Source organism: Ligilactobacillus aviarius (assembly GCF_001654615.1).
Taxonomy (GTDB): Bacteria; Bacillota; Bacilli; order Lactobacillales; family Lactobacillaceae; genus Ligilactobacillus; species Ligilactobacillus aviarius_B.
Window position 1 is genome coordinate 14023 of sequence record NZ_LWUD01000013.1, and the last position, 20217, is coordinate 34239.

The following is a 20217-nucleotide window of genomic DNA, read 5'->3' on the forward strand; positions in this document are numbered from 1 at the left end:
TGTTATCAGTTTGCTGTCAGATTAGTGACGACGCTTTAATTCTGCGAAGCCAAGACCCATAGCAGCAGCCAAAGCACCCATACCTGCTACAGCTGCAACATTGCTTGATGTTTCACCTGTTTGTGGCATTGTGTTCTTTGATGATTCTGACTTAGCTGATGTTGTCTTAGCAGCTTCGCTTTCACTGTATGTGTATGTGATTGGTGCATTGAAGTTTGCTGATGACTTCTTAGCAGCCTTTTCTTCGCCGCCGACAAACTTAACAGCTTTCTTAGCTTCAGCCTTCTTAGCAACTGGAGCAGCCTTCTTTTCTGATGAAGCAGCTTTTGGCATATTAGGAACATCTTTCTTAACATTACCATTATTATCAAAGATAGTCATTCCAGGTCCTAATGTATCTTTGTTTGTGTTTGTTGAAGGCTTTGCTTCATTGCCTTTGTTTGTGTTTGTTGAAGGTGTTACTTCAGCAGGACCGTTTTGAACATCGTTAGGGTTGTCAGCTGGTTGTGCTGAGTGGTGCTCATTGTTTGTGCTGTTGTTTGAAGGTGTTACTTCAGCTGGGCCGTTTTGGATATCATTAGGATTATCAGCTGGTTGTGCTGAATGGTGCTTTTGTGGCAATGCAGCAACCATGTCGCTGGCTGTCTTAAGAGCATCATTTGCATTTGTAACAGCTTGTTGTGCCTTTGTTAAAGCACTCTTGGCGTTGTTCATTGCAACTTCGTCCCAGTGTTCGTTTGCTTCAGCTGTGTTCAAAGCATTTGCTGTGTCTTTGTATTCTTTCTTTGCCTTGTCGAATGCTACTTGTGCCCAGTGAGCATTTGCATTTGCTGTGTTCAAAGCATTTGCTGTGTTCTTGTATTCATCTTTTGCTTTGTTGAATGCTGTTTGTGCAGCATCAGCAGCCTTCTTAGCAGCTTGTTCTTTGTCTTGAGCATTGAGCAATGCTGTTTGAGCGTTGTCAAATGCCTTTTGTGCAGCCTTCTTGCCCTTAGCTGTTGTAGCATCGCTTAATTCTTCGCTGGCATTTGTCAAAGCATCGTTAGCATCTGAAACAGCTTTTTGTGCTTCAGCTAATGTAGCCTTCTTAGCGTTAAGTGCGTTAGCTGTTGTCATGTAGTCTTTCTTTGCTTTGTTGAATGCTGTTTGTGCTTCTTGAGCAGCAGCTTTCTTTGAGTTCAAATCATTAGCTGTGTTCTTGTAGTCATTCTTTGCTTTGTTGAATGCACTTTGAGCATTAGCTGTTGTCTTCTTGTCTGCATTGTACTTGCTTGATGCAGTGTTGTATGACTTTTGTGCAGCTTGTTCTTTGTTTTGAGCATTGATCAAGTCGCTTTGTGCTTGACTGAATGCTGCATTTGCTGTATCAGCAGCTTTTTGGCTTTCAGTTTCTGATGAAGCTGATGAATCTTTTGATGAAACTACAGCACTTGATTGTGTGCTTGAAGCCTTTGATGAAGCTGTTGAACTAGCTTTAGCTGATGATGTTGAACTAGCCTTTGCTGAACTGTTGTTTGCTGATGACTTCAATGCAACTGTGTTTGATGACTTAGCTGCTGAAGTTGTTGCAACTGAAGCAACGTGGCTTTCTGAATTGTTTGATACATGGTTTGCAGCAACTGTGTCAGCATTTGCTGATAAACTACCAGCTGATAATGCTAAGGCACCAACACCTGCTGTAACCATTAATGATGAGACCCACTTACTACCCTTTTTGTAAGTCTTTACACGAGAAACTTCAGACATTTTTTCCATCTTACGTTTCATTTAACTCAACTCCTTAAAATAAATCCTCATAGAGGTTTAACAAGTAGAACTGTTAAAACCTTTATGTAAAATAGTTTTGCTTAACGTCATCAATATAAGCCAAAATTCACAGAATCGCAACCCCCCCGAAAATCTTAACAATTTTTATTTATTATCCGAACTCTTTCGAATATTACATCATTGTTACAAGTAACCACTTTCAGAAGTTTTTCATTATTTTGAAAAAACTAGTCCGTGCAAATTACTGGTTATGCCAATAAATTCACGCTTTTTTCTTCTTGTCATCAAAGTTACAATGATTGTTTCCATAACATTTCATTTATATTATGTTTCGGGACGTCATTAATAATCTTTAACAATTTCTCAAAATTATCTTGATTACCTTAAATCTTCTCCGTTTGATTTAATTACTTTTTGATACCAATAAAATGAATCTTTCTTCATTCGTTTAAGGGTTCCTTCCCCTTGATCGTTTTTATCGACGTAAATAAAGCCATATCGCTTGTCCATCTGTCCTGTTCCAGCTGAAACAAGATCGATGCAGCCCCATGGAGTATAGCCCATTAAATCAACGCCATCGAGATTGACCGCTTTTTCCATTTGTTCGATGTGTTTTCTAAGATAATCGATTCGGTAACTGTCATGAATCGCTCCATCAGCTTCAACCTTATCAAATGCGCCCATTCCATTTTCAACGATGAAGAGCGGTTTGTGATAACGGTCAGTTAAGAAGTTCAATGCCCAACGAAGGCCTTTTGGATCGATCGTCCATCCCCAGTCAGTCGTCTTTAGATACTTGTTGGGAACAACTGCCTGATCAATATCATGCAAATCATCAATCTTTACCTTACTTGCTGATACGTTTCGGGAAGCATAGTAACTAAAGCCGATATAGTCAACCGTTCCTTCCTTAAGAACGATCCGATCTTCGGCGGTGATATCTGGACGGAAACCATTGCGCTCGATGTAAGCTTCAATCGCCCTTGGATACTCGCCATTGCATTGGACATCTGAGAACCAGCTTCTTAACTGGTTAGCTCTTTGAGCAAGCAGCATATCATCTGGATTAGAAGTATCTGGATAATATGGCGTAAAATTAATCATGCAACCAATTTGGAAATCAGGATTGATCCTCTTACCTTCCTTAACGGCCAAAGCACTTGCGACTAATTCATAGTGCGCTGCTTGGAACATTGCAGCTTCTGGATTTTCTTGTTCATCGACAAAGTAACCCGAATTTGTCATCGTTAAAAATGGATTGTTGAATTCAGATTGATTATCAATTTCATTAAAGGTCATCCAATATTTAACTTTATCCTTATATCGGTTGAAACATGTCGTCGCAAATTTGACGAAGAAATCTATCGTCTTCCGGTTAGTAAATCCGCCATATTCTTCTACTAAATGATATGGCATTTCAAAGTGCGACAATGTAATTACCGGTTCAATTCCGTATTTATGGCATTCATCGAATAAGTTATCGTAAAACTTTAACCCCGCTTCGTTTGGTTCCGCATCATCCCCATTTGGAAAAATCCGTGTCCACGCAATTGACGTCCGGAAGCACTTAAATCCCATTTCAGCCATTAATTTAATATCTTCCTTATAATGATGGTAAAAATCAATCGCTTCGTGGTTGGGATAATTTTTCCCTGGAAGAACCCCATGCGTAATTTCCCGTGGTTGGGTTGCTGAGCCGACCGTCATAACGTCGGCAACCGAAACGCCCTTTCCATCTTCATTCCAGGCCCCTTCTAATTGGTGCGCAGCAACCGCTCCACCCCATAAAAAGTCTTTTGGCAATTTCATTTCCATTTCAATTCCTCCAATTCTTTATGATTACATGGTTACCTTATCATAAATTTATCCATTTTAAAATAGCGCTTACATTTACGCAAAAAAATAAATCGCAGCTCATCCTGCGATTTATTCTTCCTATTATTTTATTCTTCACCATAGAAATGCGATTTATCGATCAAACTCATTGACTTTCCGATCTTCTTAACCAATTCAGGCGCATCCAACGCCTTGGTCTTTAAGATCACAAAGTGGGCCTTACTGCGGTCATCAGCGATTTTATCCATAATTGCAAGCATCTCCTGCTTATTAGTTGCAACGCTGACATCCATCGTATCTTCGGTAATTCCCATTGCAGCCGGAATCTTAGTATAATCCCAAACCGCAATATCATTATACTTTGCATGAGCTCCGTGAATGACCCGTTCGATCGTGTAACCATCATTGTCAACCAGGAAGATGATTGGCTTCAAGTGATGCCGTTGAATCAAGCTTAATTCTTGAATCGTCATTTGAGCTGAACCATCACCGATCGACAAGATGTGCCGCCCTTCAGGATCAGCAATTTGACTTCCTAAAACTGCTGGCAAAGTATAACCAATTGAACCCCATAATGGTTGGGCTTCAAAGTCAACGCCCTTCTTCAAATTCATAAACGAAAGACCATATTGTGAAGTTCCCGTCTCGGTATAAATCGTGTCATCCGGTTTCATAAAGTTCTTAAAGGCATACATGTATTGGGATAAGTTTAATTCCTGATCATCATTGTCTTCATATTTTACATCTGGCGTCACGTTATTCAATCCGGTACTTTCAAAGTCAAATTGATAATCAAAGTTTTCAAGATTCTTGATCAAGTTATTGATATTAACGCCCCGGCTCTTTTCACCAAAGAAATCAGTATTATCGCAATTCAAAACAACCGTTTCTTTTTGAGTGAAGCATTGGGTAAAGCTTCCGGTATTAACGTCGATCAGCTTGCTTCCAAAGACGATTACCAAATCGCTTTGATCAACATAGTTTAAAACCCGCTTGTCGCCGTAGTTCGGGTAGTATGTTCCAATAAAGTATGGATTCTCTTCATTAATTGAAGACTTTCCTAACAGCATTGTTGCAACCGGAATGTGCGTTTGGTTGATCAAGTTTTCAAATTCCGCCTTTGCCCGGAACGTCATAATTTCGTTCCCCGCCAAAATAACTGGCCGCTTTGCCTTTTTCAATTCATCAACTAACCGTTGAGCAACCCGCTTGTTATGATCCGTATTTTGAACGGTTAAATTCAGCGGTGCACTCGGAGCGTCGATCATACTGTGAGCAACATCCAATGGAAGGGAAATGTAGACTGGCCGCCGTTTGATGATCGCCGTTGTCAATGCCCGGTCAATTTCAGCGCCCGCATTTTCAAATCCTAAAAGGGCTTGGGTTTCTGTAAATTGCTTATATGCCCGGTATGAACGTTTAAAGTTTCCGGTTGCATCGGTATGGTGCATTAATTTCTTATTTTCTTGAACCTTCGTTGTTGGTGCCCCGGTAATGGCGATCACTGGAATATGTTCAGCATAACTGCCGGCAATTCCATTGATTGCACTTAATTCACCAACATCAAACGTTGTGATCAAAGCGCCGACACCCTTCTTCCGGGCATAACCGTCAGCCGCATAGGCCGCATTTAATTCATTACAATCTCCGATCCAGTTAACTGATGAACTCTTTTCAACATCATCTAAAAATGATAAGTTGTAATCCCCTGGAACCCCAAAGATATCATCTACTCCGATTTCATGAAGCCGTTCGATCAAATAATCGATAACCGTAACTTTTTTCATGACAGATTCCTCCTATTTCAAATTATCAGTTACTACTGACCTCTCTTATATACCAATAATTATATTCTATATTTTGCACAATTGATTTCTTTACGCCTTTATGATAGCGTCTTCATCTATTGGAAATTTTAATTAAAAAGGTTTGACACAATTTGTTGTCAAACCTTTTCCTTATTGATCTTCGCGTTTCATCCGCGCCTTTTTCCGTTCATGGCGAATCAGCGCTTCTTGCTCTTCAACTTTTAAATACTCATCGCGATTGAGTTTTCCTGGATTTAATTCCTGAATCTTCCCTGTCGCATCGTAAACGACCCATTCGCAAAGGTTGACGATGTGATCCCCGATCCGTTCTAAGATCCGTGCAACCATCAAGTAACTCATCGCTGCCACTGCAGTATTCGTTTCACGTTTCATGATTTCAACGATCATTTGGTAAATATGATAGTATTGTTGGTCGATTTCCGGATCCATCGCCGCAATCTTCCGGGCTTCAGCTTCATTGTCCCGAATTGATGCATCCAGTGACTGTTCCAACATGTTGCGAATATCCGCCGTTAAGTTTGAAATCAACTCTTCGATTTCCGGGATCCGGTTATTGCCTTTTAACCGAATCGTTTCCCGGGCAATAATAATTGCGTGGTCACCGATTCGTTCCAAATCAGAACTTGCCTTTAAAATGCTGATAATCTTCCGGAATTCATGTGCAACGGGTTGTTGAAGGGCAATCAGATTCAATGCCCGTTCTTCGAGTGAAATTTCATTATTATTAATGGTTTCATCGCGGACGATGATTTTCTCAGCAAGCTGCTGATCATGTTCAATAAATGATTTAGTTGCCTGATAAATCTGTTCACTGATGTCAATTCCCATCTCGTTGAAACGCCCATTCAGTTTTTTCATTTCATCGTTAAAAATTTCCTTTACCATCCTGATCCTCCTTAACCAAAGCGGCCATTTAAATAATCATCCGTCAATTTTTCTTTCGGTGTTAGGAACAATTCCTTGGTTTTGCCGGGCTCGATCAAATCACCGTTTAAAAAGAAAGCTGTGTTATCTGAAATTCGCGAAGCCTGCTGCATGTTATGCGTCACAATAATGATCGTATAGTCTTTTTTTAATTCAACCAATGTATCTTCAATTTTAGCATTTGAAACCGGATCAAGCGCGCTTGTTGGTTCATCCATCAAGATAACTTTCGGCTGCACGGCTAGAACCCGGGCAATGCAGATTCGCTGTTGCTGCCCACCTGAAAATGCCAACGCATCCTTTTTCAAATTATCCTTAACTTCATCCCAAACCGCGGCTTTTCGTAAACTTTCTTCAACGATTTGATCAATTACCTGTTTATCCTTAATTCCCTTTAATTTTAATCCAAAAGCAATGTTATCATAAACCGATAACGGAAAGGGATTCGGTTGCTGAAAGACCATTCCAACTTCTTTGCGGAGTTTAACAACATCCATTCGCGGGCTATAAATATCTTCCCCTTGAAGCTTAAAGCTCCCGGTAATCGTAACATTCTCAATCAAGTCATTCATTCGATTCAAGCATCGTAAAAAAGTTGACTTGCCGCATCCCGAAGGACCAATTAAAGCCGTGATCTGATTTTCATCAAATCCAATGTCAAAGCCATGCAAGGCTTCCTTTTTCCCATAATATAAATGAACATTTTCCGCCGTCATGATCTGCGTCATTGAAATGCACCTCCTAGCCAAAGTTCCCCGAAACGTAATCTTCGGTCATTTGCACGTGCGGCGCAGTGAAAATCTGCGATGTCTCGTCAAATTCAACGATCTGCCCCAGATTAAAGAAAGCCGTATAGTCACTGCTACGGGAAGCCTGCTGCATATTATGCGTCACAATAATGATTGTGTACTTCTGCTTTAATTCCTGCAATGTATCTTCCACTTTCCGCGTTGAAACCGGGTCAAGTCCGCTCGTTGGTTCATCAAGTAATAAAATATCGGGTTCCATTGCAATTGCCCGGGCAATACATAATCGTTGCTGCTGTCCGCCTGAAAGCTGTTTGCCGTTTTTATCAAGCGAATCCTTGACTTCATCCCATAATGCAACCGCCTGAAGGCTTTCTTCGACTTTTTGATCCAAAACGGATTGATTTTTAACCCCATGATACTTCAGCGCATACGTAATGTTTTCCCGAATCGACTTATAAAACGGATTCGGGTGTTGGAATACCATTCCGATATGCTTTCGCAACTCATAAATGTTGATTTGGTCGTTATTAATGTCCAATCCGTGATACAAAATTTGCCCTTCAACCCGGGCGATCCCATCATTCATTCGATTCAATGAACGTAAAAAAGTTGACTTACCGCATCCTGAAGGACCAATCAAGGCCGTGATCTGGTGTTGAGGAAACTCAATCGTTCCTTCGGCAAAGGCCTTTTTATCGCCGTAATAAACTGCCAGATCTTGCGTTCTCAATGCAACCGGCGTTTCAATTTTTTTAATGTATTTTTCTGTAATTTCCATCATTACCGTTCCTTATCTGTTGCCGTTAATTTCCGATAAACCACGTTTCCTAACCACCGCGCGCCAAAATTGAAAATCAAAATCACAATGATCAAGACGGCTGCTGAGCCGCTTGAAACTTGATGGGCATCGGGTAAAATCGATTCTGTATTGACCTTCCAAATATGAACCGCCAACGTTTCTGCTGGGCGGAAAATATTCAAGGGACTGGTTGGCGAGAATGGGTTCCAATTAGCGTAATTAATAACTGAATTACTTTGTCCAGCCGTAAAGATCAATGCGGCAGCTTCCCCAAAGATCCGGCCGGCACTTAAAATCACGCCGGTTAAGATTTTGGGCAATGCACACGGAAAAACAATTCCCATAATCGTTTTCCATTTTGAAATTCCAAGAGCAACTCCCGCCTGCCGCTGATCAAGGGGAACTGCCCGAAAGGCGTCTTCAATACTACGGGTCAATAACGGCAAGTTGAAAAAGGTGAGGGTAATTGCCCCGGAAATAATTGAAAATCCAATTTGGAACTTAATTACAAATAATAAATAGCCAAATAATCCCACAACGATCGATGGCAATGAGCTTAAAAGTTCGATGATCGTTCGTAAAAGACTCGTAAACCAGTTATCCTTCGCATATTCGGCAAGGTAGATCCCAACGCCCAACGCAATTGGAAATGAAATCAGCGTTGTTAAAATCAAAATGTATACCGAGTTAAAAATTTGATCCCGGATCCCGCCGCCAGCTTCAAATGACTGACTTACGCTCGTTAGAAAATGCCACGACATTCCTGGTAACCCAGTGATCAAAATATATCCGATCAGGAACAGCAAAAGAATTACTAGTAATCCAACTGATCCATAAATAACATGTTTCGCAATGCGACTTGTTTTTTTCGGATTCATTACTTAATTGCTCCTTTCCGGGTAATTACCCTGATCAACAAGTTGAAGACCAGTGACATCAATAATAGAACCAATGCCAGTGACCATAATGCATTATTTGAGACCGTTCCTAAAACCGTGTTTCCCATTTGACTGGTCAACTGACTAGTGAGCGTTGCGGTTGGGGTTCCAAGTCCTTTCGGCATTAAAACGGCGTTTCCAATTACCATTTGCACCGCAAGGGCTTCCCCGAAGGCTCGGGTCATTCCAAAGATGATCGCCGTTAAAATTCCTGGAAGAGCAGCCCGTAAAACAATTTTATAAATTGACTGCCACTTAGTTGCTCCCAATGCTAAGGCTGCTTGCCGATAACTGACTGGAATTGCCTTTAAACTGTCAGCCGTTAGTGAAATCACGGTCGGTAAAATCATTACGAATAACACCAACGTCCCGGCTAAAATTCCAAATCCCGTGCCGCCAATTAGTTTACGCACTAACGGCACAACGACCATTAATCCGATATAGCCGTACACAACGGATGGAATTCCGACAAGCAGTTCGATTACCGCCCGTAACGCTTTGGTTTCTTTCCGCGGCGCATATTCAGTCATAAAAATGGCAACCCCGATTGCGAACGGGGTTGCAAGGATCGCTGCTAAAATCGTGACTAAAAACGAAGTCACGATCATTGGCAAAGCGCCTACCTGGTGATGCCCCGGATTCCACTGTTTGCCCGTTAAAAACTGAGTTAAACTTAGATGATCTTGCGTAAAGGTGGCCGTTCCCCGATTGACAATGAAGTATAAAATTGAAACGATCAAAACAATGATCAGGCTCAAGCAAGCGTAACATAAAATTTTCCCTCGCCAATCTTCAGTTGTCTGCTTTGATTTGCTGAGTAATTTTTGTTTAATGTCATCCATTTATTGGCCCTCCTTTACCGGCGTAACTTTGCCATCAATCGATTTTTTGACCTGCATATCATGAATACTGATATATTTCATTTCTTTAACCATCTTGCGTTGAACAGGAGCTGAAAGCATATATTTCAAAAATTTCTTGGTTTCGCCTGTCGGCTGTCCCTTGGTATACATGTGTTCATAAGACCAGATTTTCCATTTATTCGTTGCGACATTTTGCGTTGTCGGCTGAATTCCATCAATTTTTAACGGATGAATTCCCTGACTTCGAAGATATGCAAATGAAATATAACTGATTGCCCCCGGGGTGTTGGCAACGATCTGCTGAACTGTTCCGTTTGAATCCTGTTCCTGCGCATTCATCATTTCTTGGCCATTCATCACATCATTTTCGAAAGTAACGCGCGTCCCGCTTCCCTTTGAACGGTTAATGACCACAATTTTCTGGTTTTGACCCCCAAGCTGTTTCCAGTTAGTGATCTTTCCTTCAAAAATTGCCCGGAGTTGCTGCATCGTCACGTTTTTAACCTTTACTTTCTGATTCACGATTGGCGCGATTCCCGCTACTGCAACCTTATGATCGACCAGTTCATTTGCCCGGATTCCGTTTTGCTGCTGAGCGAAAACATCCGAATCACCAATCTGAACGGCACCCTCCTGAACCTGACTTAATCCGGTTCCTGAACCGCCGCCTTGAACGGTAATGTTGCCGTCATGTTCCTTTTCATACTCGGTTGCAGCCTTTTCAACAAGCGGCTGTAAGGCCGTTGAACCGACAACCGTGATTTTATTTTGCGTCTGGTTACCACACCCGCTCAAAAGTAACAGCAGTCCCCCAAGCAAAAATAACTGACTAAACCTTTTCCTCTTCACTTTCCGTCCCTCTTTCCGTTCATTAAGCTTACTTTTAATGTACCGGAGAGATGTAAAGTTCAAATCGATTTCGTGTAAAGGCAATGTAAATGTTTTGTAAATCATTATGATTTTAGCGATTCATATGGAATAATAATGATAGATATTGAGTGGAGGTGAACTTTGTGCAGGAGCGGCTGATTTTAGTTACTAAAAAGTTACCATTGTTTATGAAATTAAATACCTACTGCAACGACCATGGGTGGATGGTTTATAATACCACGGATCCAGAAGAAACCCTTGATTTTATCAATCATCGGCACGTAGCCGGGATCATTTACGACCTTGATGCCGCTTCGCCGGAGGGCACCCTTTCCCTTATTAAAAAGATTCGGGAATCATTTAATAGGCCAATCTTAACGTTGACTGCTAAAAAAGATTTTGAGTATGAAATGAAACTTTTTGGGTTGCACGTTGATGATTACATTGTTGAACCGTATGAGTACGAAGAGATCATTGTTCGAATGCAGCAATGTCTTTGGGGCCGAACCATTCAAACTTCCCAACAACCGCCAGAATTGATCGATCAAAAGGTTGATGTTGATGATTCCTTGATTGCAGAATACATTGCCCCTGAAGAACTTTCTTCTCATCCGCATCATCATCACAACCATCTTCAACTTGATGACCTTTTGCTCGACATTGATCATTACCGGGTTTTAAAGAACAATGAAGGCCTTGGATTAACGCCGAAAGAATTTAAACTCCTTTATTTTCTTGTTAAAAATAGAGGACAGGTTATTTCACGTGAACAGCTACTGCGTGGCGTTTGGAATTACACCGATGATTTAGGGACTTCCCGAATCGTTGATATTCACATCAGTCATCTTCGCGATAAAATCGAACCGGATCCGCACCACCCGAAATACATTAAAACGGTTCGCGGATTTGGATACACCTTTGAAGGGCAAGAATTGAAAATTGTTAAGGATAATAGGAAGGTGTGACAAAACGTTAAAAACGAGCGTGGTGGAAGCAGAAAAACGAACGAATCGCGCCAGCATAGATTCGGAGGTTTTCGAACTTCCACATAGCTCGTTTGTTTTGGAACCCGATTATGCAGATATAGCAAAGAGGTTGCGACTTATGTCACAACCTCTTTGTTTCATGTGAAACTCGTTTTTAATCTGTAAATTTAACGGCTGTTCCGTATGCTACAACGGATTGCATATCGCCACCGATCGAACCGGAATCAAACCGCATCATAACAACTGCATCGGCACCAACCTCGATTGCCTCTTGCTTTAACCGTTCGATTGCTTTTTCCCGTGATTCATGAAGCATATTAGTGTATGCCTTGATTTCACCACCGACGATATTTTTCATGCTTGCACCAAAGTTGCTGAACATGTTTTTCGATTGCGTTGTCACTCCAAAAACTTCCCCAATAACTTCATATGAACGTCCCGGAATATTTTCCGTTGTTGAAATTAAAATCTCTTTGCTCATTCTTTTTCCTCCTCTAAAAGTTGATTAAATTTTACCAGATCAGATGGTAATTTGCACGCTAATTCTTTCAGAAAATATTTAAGTTACTCAGTTATTTTTCACAAAGGAATTTCGTCAATTTGAAAATCAATTTTTATTTTTACATAAAAAAAACTCCGCAGATTAAACTGCGGAGAAAAAAGGAGTATATTTTATGAAATCTCAAAGGGGAAGCTTGAGTTTCATGATTTGTAATCAACTACTTTTCAGGGGAGAAAAAGTAATGAAAATGTTTCGGCCTTTTCTATCAGGCTATGAATATAATCTACAACCAAATTGTGAATTTTTTGTGAAGATTACGTCGTGTAACGCCTTTTAAAGTTTAAGATTTCATTAAGAAAACAGATTTTCAACCTCTTTTTTAATTTTTCAGCAATTTACATCTTTAACGGTTCAACTGTAAACCATTTCACTAAGTTTTTTAATCCACGCCTTCCATCAACGTGTGAATCTTCTTTACAAAGAAGACCAGGAGAATTCCAAAGATAATACTTACCGCCCCGATTGCAAGGAAGTATGGAACTTCAGTTGCTGACGAATAATATTTAACAATTTGAGAGTTAATTGCTTGCCCGGCTGCATCTGCTAAGAACCACATACTCATCATTTGGGACCGGAAAGCTTTCGGGGCTAACTTCGTTGTCACCGATAATCCAATTGGCGAAATCAACATTTCCCCAATTTCAACGATGAACCATGAACCGACTAACCAAAACGGACTGACACGCCCTTGCGTTCCGTCTAAGATTCCTGGAAGAGCCATCCAAACATATGATAATCCGGCAAAAATCAGCCCGGCAGCGAATTTTCCTGGCGCACTCGGCTGCTTCTTCCAATGATTCCATAGCCATACAAACAGCGGCGTCAAAATCATGATAAACAACGGATTAAGTGTCTGGAAATTCGAAGCTGCAAAATGCCAGCCCCCAATATGTAAAACAGTCCGGTTTTCAGCAAAGAGCGCTAAAACCACTGATCCTGATTCTTCAATTGCCCAGAAAATCGCAGCCGCAATAAATAACGGAATATAGGCGCGAACCCGTGAGCGTTCAACCTTCGTAACCTTTTGGCTGCGAAGCATAATCACAAAGTAAACGATCGGAAGGGCAACCGCAATCACCGTGATCAATGTGATGACATTTTCAATGTTTAATGCATGGAATGCGGCCATGATTCCAAGAACCACCGCAAGGGCGATCACGCCGATTACCGACCCACGAACAACGTTTTTTAAACTTTGCTGATCAATGGGATCTTTCGGATGCAAACTTGAATCCGATAAATATTTTTTCCCTTCAAAATAATACTGAACCAGGCCGATGAACATTCCAATTGCGGCTAAAGCAAATCCGGCATGGAAGTTCATGTTTCCTGAATGCCCAAACAAGTTTGCCACAAACGGAACCGCCCATGGTGCAATCGCTGCTCCTAAGTTAATTCCGAAAACGAAAATGTTAAATCCCGCATCCCGGCGCCGATCGCCTTCTGAATACAGATCACCGACCATGTCAGAAACATTTGGTTTCAATAATCCTGTTCCAATTACGATCAACGCAATTGAAGTATATAGGGCTGCCTGACCGAATGGGAGGGACAATGCAATATGCCCGAACATAATGAAGACCCCGCCGATAAAAACGGTCTTGCGGCTTCCCCAAACGCGGTCACTCAACCAGCCACCGACAACCCCAGCCATATATACAAGCGAACCGTAAATCGCCATGATCGAAGCAGCTGTTCCCTGATCAATTCCAAGGCCGCCCTTCGAAATGGCAAAGTACATATAAAATAGTAAAATCGCCCGCATTCCATAGTAGCTGAACCGTTCCCATACTTCAGTTGAGAACAGGGTTGCTAGGCCGCGCGGCTGTCCAAAAAACTCTTTTTGTGGTTGATTTTGTTCTTTCACATCAATTCTCCAATCTTTCTGCCTTTTTAAACAACAATTTGTATATTTTTGATTTTACCAAAAAGATTAGATTTTAACAATATTAAAATTAAAATTAAATTAGTAAAATGGACAGATATCCCGTAATTATCAGCTTTACAAAATTAATTATTATCTAATTTTTAAGCATACAAAAAAGGCATGCCATCTGACATGCCTTTTTACTCGCTTTTAACGAATTATTAGTCTTCAGCAACGAATGGTAATAAGCCCATGATCCGTGCACGCTTAATAGCTGTTGTAAGCTTGCGTTGGTTCTTTGCGCTTGTACCTGTTACTCGACGAGGTAAGATCTTACCACGTTCTGAGATGAAACGACGTAATAAGTCTGTATCTTTGTAGTCAATGTATTCAATGTGGTTTGCTGCGATGTAGTCTACCTTACGGCGACGACGACCGCCACGACGTTGTTGTGCCATGTTGATTTCCCTCCTTGTTAATTAGAATGGTAAATCATCATCTGAAATATCAATTGAATTTCCATTATCTGCAAATGGATCATCATTGGTTGAAGCATCCTGACCGTTGTCATTGGCGCTTCCTAAGTTACCAGTTTGGACATTTCCATTGAAAGTTCCACCCTGATTTGCGTTTCCACTTGGATTTGGATTACCAAATGGATTTCCGTTTCCAAATGATGAATTATTATTCATCGGAGCGCCTTGACCTTGTGCTTCTTCAGGATGTTCCCGACGATACTGTTCTGATTGAGCCTTTGTTTCCAACAATGAAAAGTTGTCAACAACGACTTCTGTTACGTATACCCGAACTCCTTGTTGGTTTTCATATGAACGCGTTTGAAGCCGACCTTCAACCGCCACCATTGAGCCCTTGTGGGTAAAGTTGGCAAAGTTTTCAGCCGCCTTCCGCCACATTACACAGTTAATAAAATCTGCATCCCGGTCACCATTTTGATTTGTAAACGGCCGTTCAACAGCAACTGTAAAGCTTGCAACCGCAGAGCCGGATTGAGTGTAACGTAAATCAGGATTCTTTGTTAATCGACCAACGAGAACTACTCGATTAATCACGGTCATGACCTCCTTTATCGTTTTTCAATATTAGTCTTCACGCTTTACGATCATGTGACGTAAAATACCGTCATTGATCTTTGAAAGACGATCAAATTCGTTGATTGCATCTGCGTTTTCAGCGTTAACGTTTACGATGTGGTACATACCTTCTGTGTAACCGTTAATTTCATATGCAAAACGACGCTTTGACCAATCCTTTGAATCAATAATTTCAGCACCATTGTCCTTCAAAACGTTGTCAAAACGTTCAACTAATTCATTCTTAGCTGCTTCATCAAGTGAAGGGTTGATGATGTATGTGATTTCATAATGTGTCATAGTGTTTGCACCTCCTTATGGACTTTTGGTTCTTTTCCAAAAATGGTAAAAGAACAAGGTATTACAAGTTATAAGTTTATCATTTAAGTTTTCGATTTGCAATAAGAATCGTAAATTCCGTTACAAATATATATTCGCAAATCAAGCTGCTTTTTTGAACATTGAAAAATTTAAAATTCATATATCGTAATAAAAAGCGGTTGTGCCAACTGACACAACCGTTTTTTACTGCTCTTATTTGTCTTGTTCTTCATTTTCTTGATGAGCAAGTTCGCGATCAGCTAAATCTTGAACCCCGTGCTTCATCAAATCATGTTCGTTTTCACCATCCATTGATGCATCCGCGTCTGCATGCGTTTCTTCATCTGATTGCTCTTCATCGTCTTTTGGTTCCGGATCAACCTTCGCAATCGTTGATACCGTTGAATCATCTTCAAGATTAATCAAATGAACGCCCAACGTTGACCGCCCTGTTTGAGATACATCCGCAACGTTAAACCGAATCAAGACCCCTTTATTGGTGATCACCATGATATCCTCATCGCCGTTGACGATCGTTAATCCAGCTAATGGTCCGTTCTTTTCGGTGATATTCGAAGTTTTAATTCCTTTGCCACCCCGACCTTTAATTGGATATTCGCTAACTGGTGTCCGTTTTCCGTATCCCTTTTCAGAAATTACGAAGACGTCGCTGCCTGGAACAAGGATATCTGATCCAATAACATAATCGTTTTCGCGCAGCCGAATTCCACGAACCCCGGCTGCTGACCGGCCCATTGACCGAACTGTATTTTCGTTAAATGAAACTGCATATCCTAAGTGCGTTCCGATAATCATGTTTTGATTACCGTCTGTCAGCGAAACGTTGATCAGTTCGTCGCCATCGTGCAGGTTAATGGCTTTCAATCCGTTCTTCCGGATATTTTCAAAGTCTTCAACCGGCGTCCGTTTAACGGTTCCTTCCTTCGTCGTGAAGAAGAGGTATTTAGCCTGGTCGTCATTATCATGCGGAATGTTGATTACCGTTGCAATCTTTTCGCCGGCATCAATATTCAACAGGTTGATTACCGGGATTCCCTTTGCTGACCGGCCGTATTCAGGAATTTCGTAGCCCTTCATGCTGTAAACTTTCCCGAGATTCGTAAAGAACAACAACCGGTCGTGAGTTGAAGTTGTAACCAGATGTTCAATAAAGTCATCATCGTGAACTCCCATGCCTTGAACTCCGCGGCCACCACGCCGTTGAGCTTTGAAGTCGCTTGTTGGAAGCCGTTTGATGTAACCATTGTGAGTCAAGGTGATTGCAACTGATTCTTCTTCGATCAAATCTTCGTCTTCAATACTTGTGACTTCACCGACCATCAATTCAGTCCGCCGTTCGTCACCGTATTTAGCTTGAATATCAAGTAATTCTTGATAAATGATGTCGTTGATCCGGTCCTTGCTTGCCAAAATATCTTCATAATCAGCAATGGCCTTCATTGTCTTGTCGTAATCGGCTTCAACCTTATCGCGTTCCAAACCGGTCAACCGAACAAGCCGCATATCCAAAATCGCTTGGGCTTGCTTATCGCTTAATTCAAATTCATTCATCAAGCGGTCCTTTGCGACATCGCCGCTTTCAGATTTCCGGATAATGTCAATGATTGCTTGAATATGATCCAATGCGATTCGCAATCCGGCTAAAATATGAGCCCGGGCTTTGGCTTTCCGCAAGTCAAATTCCGTCCGCCGCCGAATAACTTCAACTTGGTGCTTCAAGTAGTATTGCAAAATTTGCTTCAAGCTCAAGATCTTTGGGGTGCCATCAACAATGGCAAGCATATTGAAACCGAATGACGTTTGCATCAGCGTCATTTTGTATAAGTTATTCAAAACAACCGATGCACTTACATCCCGCCGAATGTCAATTGTAACCCGCATTCCGTCACGGTCAGATTCATCATGGATCGCCGTGATTCCATCGATTTCCTTTTCCCGGGCAAGTTCTGAAATTCGTTCGATCAACCGGGCCTTATTTACCATGTACGGTAATTCGTGAATGATAATTTGCTGTTTGCCGTTCTTTTGTTCTTCAATGTCGACTTTCGCCCGCAAAACAACCGTTCCGCGACCGGTTTCATAAGCTTTCCGAATGCCTGACTTTCCCATTACGATTCCGCCAGTTGGAAAATCTGGTCCGGGAATTGCTTCCATCAAATCAGCCGTTGTTGCATCCGGATTATCCATCAAAATATGGATTGCCGAAATAACTTCTGATAAGTTATGCGGCGGAATGTTAGTCGTCATTCCGACTGCGATCCCGGTGGCCCCGTTAACTAGCAAGTTTGGAAAACGTGCTGGTAAAACTTTTGGTTCCCGTTCAGTTCCATCATAGTTTGGTTGAAAGTCAATGGTATCTTTATTGATGTCCCGCAGCATTTCAGTAGCAATCTTGGACATCCGGGCTTCAGTATACCGCATTGCGGCAGCCCCATCACCATCAACAGAACCAAAGTTTCCGTGACCATCAACTAACATGTAACGGTAACTAAAATCTTGCGCCATCCGAACCATTGATTCGTAAATTGCCGAGTCGCCATGCGGGTGGAATTTCCCCATAACTTCCCCAACAATTCTGGCTGATTTTTTATAAGGCTTGTCGGGTGTAACGCCAAGTTCGCTCATTCCATATAAAATCCGACGGTGAACGGGTTTCAAACCATCACGAACGTCCGGCAATGCCCGTGCAACTAAAACACTCATTGCGTAGTCTAAAAATGACGTTTGCATGACGTTTGAAAGGTCAACGTCTTTAACACGATCTGGTAATTCTACCAAAACAGCTGCCTCCTCCTAGAAAATTATTTTTTATCGATCTTTTCACTTTTAAGATTAAACGTCCAAGTTATCAACGAACGTTGCATTTTCTTCGATGAATTGCCGCCGCGGACCAACCTGGTTCCCCATCAGCATTTCAAAGATTCCGTTTGCTTCTTCAGCATCTGATAATTGGACTCGTAACAGCCGCCGCTTTTCAGGATCCATTGTTGTTTCCCATAATTGTTCGGCATCCATTTCACCAAGCCCCTTGTAACGTTGGATAACTGGCTTTGGTGAGGCCGGTAATTGAGCTAAAACTTCGTCTAATTCTTCGTCTGAGTCAATGTACCGGACCATCTTTCCTTGCCGAACTTGGTACAAAGGCGGTTGGGCAATGTAAACATAACCCTTTTCGATCATTGGGCGCATAAACCGGTAGAACAATGTTAACAGCAATGTCCGAATGTGAGCCCCGTCGACATCGGCATCCGTCATGATGATCAGCTTGTGGTAGTTTGCCTTTTCAACGTCAAAATCTTCACCAAATCCAGTCCCTAAAGCCGTAAAGAGGGAACGAATTTCTTCATTGGCTAAGATTCGATCAAGGCTGGCCTTTTCAACGTTTAAAATCTTTCCCCGAATTGGAAGGATTGCCTGGGTCAACCGTGAACGGCCCTGCTTAGCTGAACCGCCGGCTGAATCCCCTTCGACGATAAATAATTCTGAAATTTCAGGGTCTTTGCTTGTATTATCAGCTAACTTTCCTGGAAGATTTGAGATTTCCAATCCATTCTTCTTCCGGGTAACTTCCCGGGCGCGCTTAGCAGCGACCCGCGCCTTCGATGCAAGGATTCCCTTATTAACGATTTCCTTTGCAACCGTCGGATTTTCAAGCATAAATTTACTGAAAACTTCACTGAAAATCTTATCTGTTGCCGCCCGCGCATCGGAGTTGCCAAGCTTTGTCTTTGTTTGGCCTTCAAACTGCGGGTCAGGGTGTTTAACTGAAACAACGGCCGTTAATCCTTCGCGGACATCTTCCCCTGAAAGGTTGGATTCATTATCCTTCAAAAGGCCTGTTTTCCGTGCATAATCATTTATAACCCGGGTTAACGCTGTCTTAAATCCTGATTCATGCGTTCCCCCTTCGTATGTATGAATATTATTCGTAAAGGTTAATAGGTTAGAGTGGAAATCGTTGGTGTATTGCAATGCAACTTCAACGGTGATTCCCTTTTGAACCCCTTCAACGTAAATTGGTTCAGGGAAGATAACTTCCTTGCCCTTGTTCAAATATTCAACATAGTGCTTGATTCCACCAACGTAATGGAATTCTTCGTGAGTTGGTTCTTCCGGCCGCTTATCATCGATCGTGATCTTAAGCCCCTTATTCAAGAAAGCTAATTCGCGGATTCGGGTCGTCAATGTTTTAATATTGTAAACCGTTGTTTCGGTAAAAATATCTGGATCCGGCACAAAGTGAACCGTTGTTCCGTGTTCGTGGATTCCGGTCTGACCGATCACATGCATTGCTGTATTAACTTTCCCTAATTTAAAGTCCATTGCATAAATATTCGGGTCGCCTTCCCGGGTAACCTGAACATCAAGGAAAGTTGACAACGCATTAACAACCGAAGCACCGACCCCGTGAAGGCCCCCGGATACCTTATAGCCGCCACCGCCGAATTTCCCGCCGGCGTGCAAAACCGTAAAGACCGTTTCTAAGGCTGGCCGCCCAGTCTTCTTCTGGATATCGACCGGAATTCCCCGACCATTATCCTTAACGGTAATACTGTTATCCTTTTCAACCGTTACGTTGATTTCAGTTGCAAACCCTGCAAGGGCTTCATCGATCCCATTATCAATGATTTCCCATACAAGGTGGTGTAACCCTTGTTCACTTGTTGAGCCAATGTACATTCCGGGACGTTTCCGGACCGCTTCCAGCCCTTCTAAGACCTGAATTTGACTGGCATCATATTCTTTGGCTTTTTCTTCTTTGATTTCTTCTTGCAGTTCTTTATCTTCCGCCAT

The 20217-nt window shown here is 41.8% G+C and carries 17 protein-coding genes; 1 reads left to right on the plus strand and 16 read right to left on the minus strand.

Going from position 1 to position 20217, the window contains the following annotated elements:
- Window positions 1-21: 21 nt before the first annotated feature.
- From A3O17_RS02605 to A3O17_RS07860, 9 genes are all read right to left on the minus strand, one after another.
- Complete coding sequence (locus A3O17_RS02605; RefSeq protein ID WP_064212547.1) at window positions 22-1767, minus strand: LPXTG cell wall anchor domain-containing protein; 1746 nt, start codon at window positions 1765-1767, stop codon at window positions 22-24.
- Window positions 1768-2145: 378 nt separating this feature from the next.
- Window positions 2146-3582, minus strand: coding sequence for a 6-phospho-beta-glucosidase (locus tag A3O17_RS02610; protein ID WP_064212546.1), 1437 nt, complete (start codon window positions 3580-3582; stop codon window positions 2146-2148).
- A gap of 128 nt (window positions 3583-3710) precedes the next feature.
- The gene (locus A3O17_RS02615; RefSeq protein ID WP_057827186.1) at window positions 3711-5390 is read right to left on the minus strand and encodes an alpha-keto acid decarboxylase family protein; all 1680 of its coding nucleotides are present in this window, start codon (window positions 5388-5390) and stop codon (window positions 3711-3713) included.
- A 171-nt stretch (window positions 5391-5561) separates the two neighbouring features.
- Window positions 5562-6317, minus strand: a complete 756-nt coding sequence (phoU, locus tag A3O17_RS02620; protein WP_064212545.1) for a phosphate signaling complex protein PhoU — start codon at window positions 6315-6317, stop codon at window positions 5562-5564.
- Between the two features lie 11 nt (window positions 6318-6328).
- Window positions 6329-7084: a phosphate ABC transporter ATP-binding protein PstB gene (gene pstB / locus A3O17_RS02625; protein ID WP_064212544.1), complete on the minus strand. Its 756-nt coding sequence runs from the start codon at window positions 7082-7084 to the stop codon at window positions 6329-6331.
- 13 nt (window positions 7085-7097) lie between these two features.
- On the minus strand, window positions 7098-7886 hold the full coding sequence (pstB, locus tag A3O17_RS02630; RefSeq protein WP_064207534.1) for a phosphate ABC transporter ATP-binding protein PstB: 789 nt from the start codon (window positions 7884-7886) through the stop codon (window positions 7098-7100).
- A complete protein-coding gene (pstA, locus tag A3O17_RS02635; RefSeq protein WP_064212543.1) occupies window positions 7886-8782 on the minus strand; it encodes a phosphate ABC transporter permease PstA in 897 nt (298 codons plus the stop codon). The genes pstB (A3O17_RS02630) and pstA overlap by 1 nt, the downstream gene beginning before the upstream one ends.
- A complete protein-coding gene (pstC, locus tag A3O17_RS07855; protein ID WP_064212542.1) occupies window positions 8782-9684 on the minus strand; it encodes a phosphate ABC transporter permease subunit PstC in 903 nt (300 codons plus the stop codon). The genes pstA and pstC overlap by 1 nt, the downstream gene beginning before the upstream one ends.
- Window positions 9685-10554 carry a phosphate ABC transporter substrate-binding protein gene (locus tag A3O17_RS07860; protein ID WP_064212541.1) on the minus strand — a complete coding sequence of 290 codons (870 nt, stop codon included), beginning with the start codon at window positions 10552-10554 and terminating at the stop codon, window positions 9685-9687.
- Between the two features lie 164 nt (window positions 10555-10718).
- Between A3O17_RS07860 and A3O17_RS02650 the strand changes: the two genes are divergently transcribed.
- Entirely contained in the window at window positions 10719-11540 is an 822-nt protein-coding gene (locus tag A3O17_RS02650; RefSeq protein ID WP_064212540.1) for a winged helix-turn-helix transcriptional regulator, read from the plus strand.
- Between the two features lie 175 nt (window positions 11541-11715).
- Here A3O17_RS02650 and A3O17_RS02655 read toward each other — a convergent pair whose 3' ends face one another.
- The 7 genes from A3O17_RS02655 to gyrB form a co-directional block, all read right to left on the minus strand.
- On the minus strand, window positions 11716-12042 hold the full coding sequence (locus A3O17_RS02655; RefSeq protein ID WP_064212539.1) for a heavy metal-binding domain-containing protein: 327 nt from the start codon (window positions 12040-12042) through the stop codon (window positions 11716-11718).
- Between the two features lie 460 nt (window positions 12043-12502).
- Window positions 12503-13990: a peptide MFS transporter gene (locus A3O17_RS02660; RefSeq protein ID WP_064212538.1), complete on the minus strand. Its 1488-nt coding sequence runs from the start codon at window positions 13988-13990 to the stop codon at window positions 12503-12505.
- Between the two features lie 221 nt (window positions 13991-14211).
- Window positions 14212-14448: a 30S ribosomal protein S18 gene (gene rpsR, locus A3O17_RS02665; RefSeq protein WP_057827196.1), complete on the minus strand. Its 237-nt coding sequence runs from the start codon at window positions 14446-14448 to the stop codon at window positions 14212-14214.
- Window positions 14449-14469: 21 nt separating this feature from the next.
- Window positions 14470-15060: a single-stranded DNA-binding protein gene (ssb, locus tag A3O17_RS02670; protein ID WP_064212537.1), complete on the minus strand. Its 591-nt coding sequence runs from the start codon at window positions 15058-15060 to the stop codon at window positions 14470-14472.
- Window positions 15061-15090: 30 nt separating this feature from the next.
- Entirely contained in the window at window positions 15091-15381 is a 291-nt protein-coding gene (rpsF, locus tag A3O17_RS02675) for a 30S ribosomal protein S6 (RefSeq protein ID WP_057827198.1), read from the minus strand.
- A 234-nt stretch (window positions 15382-15615) separates the two neighbouring features.
- Window positions 15616-18153 carry a DNA gyrase subunit A gene (gene gyrA / locus A3O17_RS02680; RefSeq protein ID WP_404802687.1) on the minus strand — a complete coding sequence of 846 codons (2538 nt, stop codon included), beginning with the start codon at window positions 18151-18153 and terminating at the stop codon, window positions 15616-15618.
- Between the two features lie 102 nt (window positions 18154-18255).
- Window positions 18256-20217: a DNA topoisomerase (ATP-hydrolyzing) subunit B gene (gene gyrB / locus A3O17_RS02685; RefSeq protein ID WP_064212535.1), complete on the minus strand. Its 1962-nt coding sequence runs from the start codon at window positions 20215-20217 to the stop codon at window positions 18256-18258.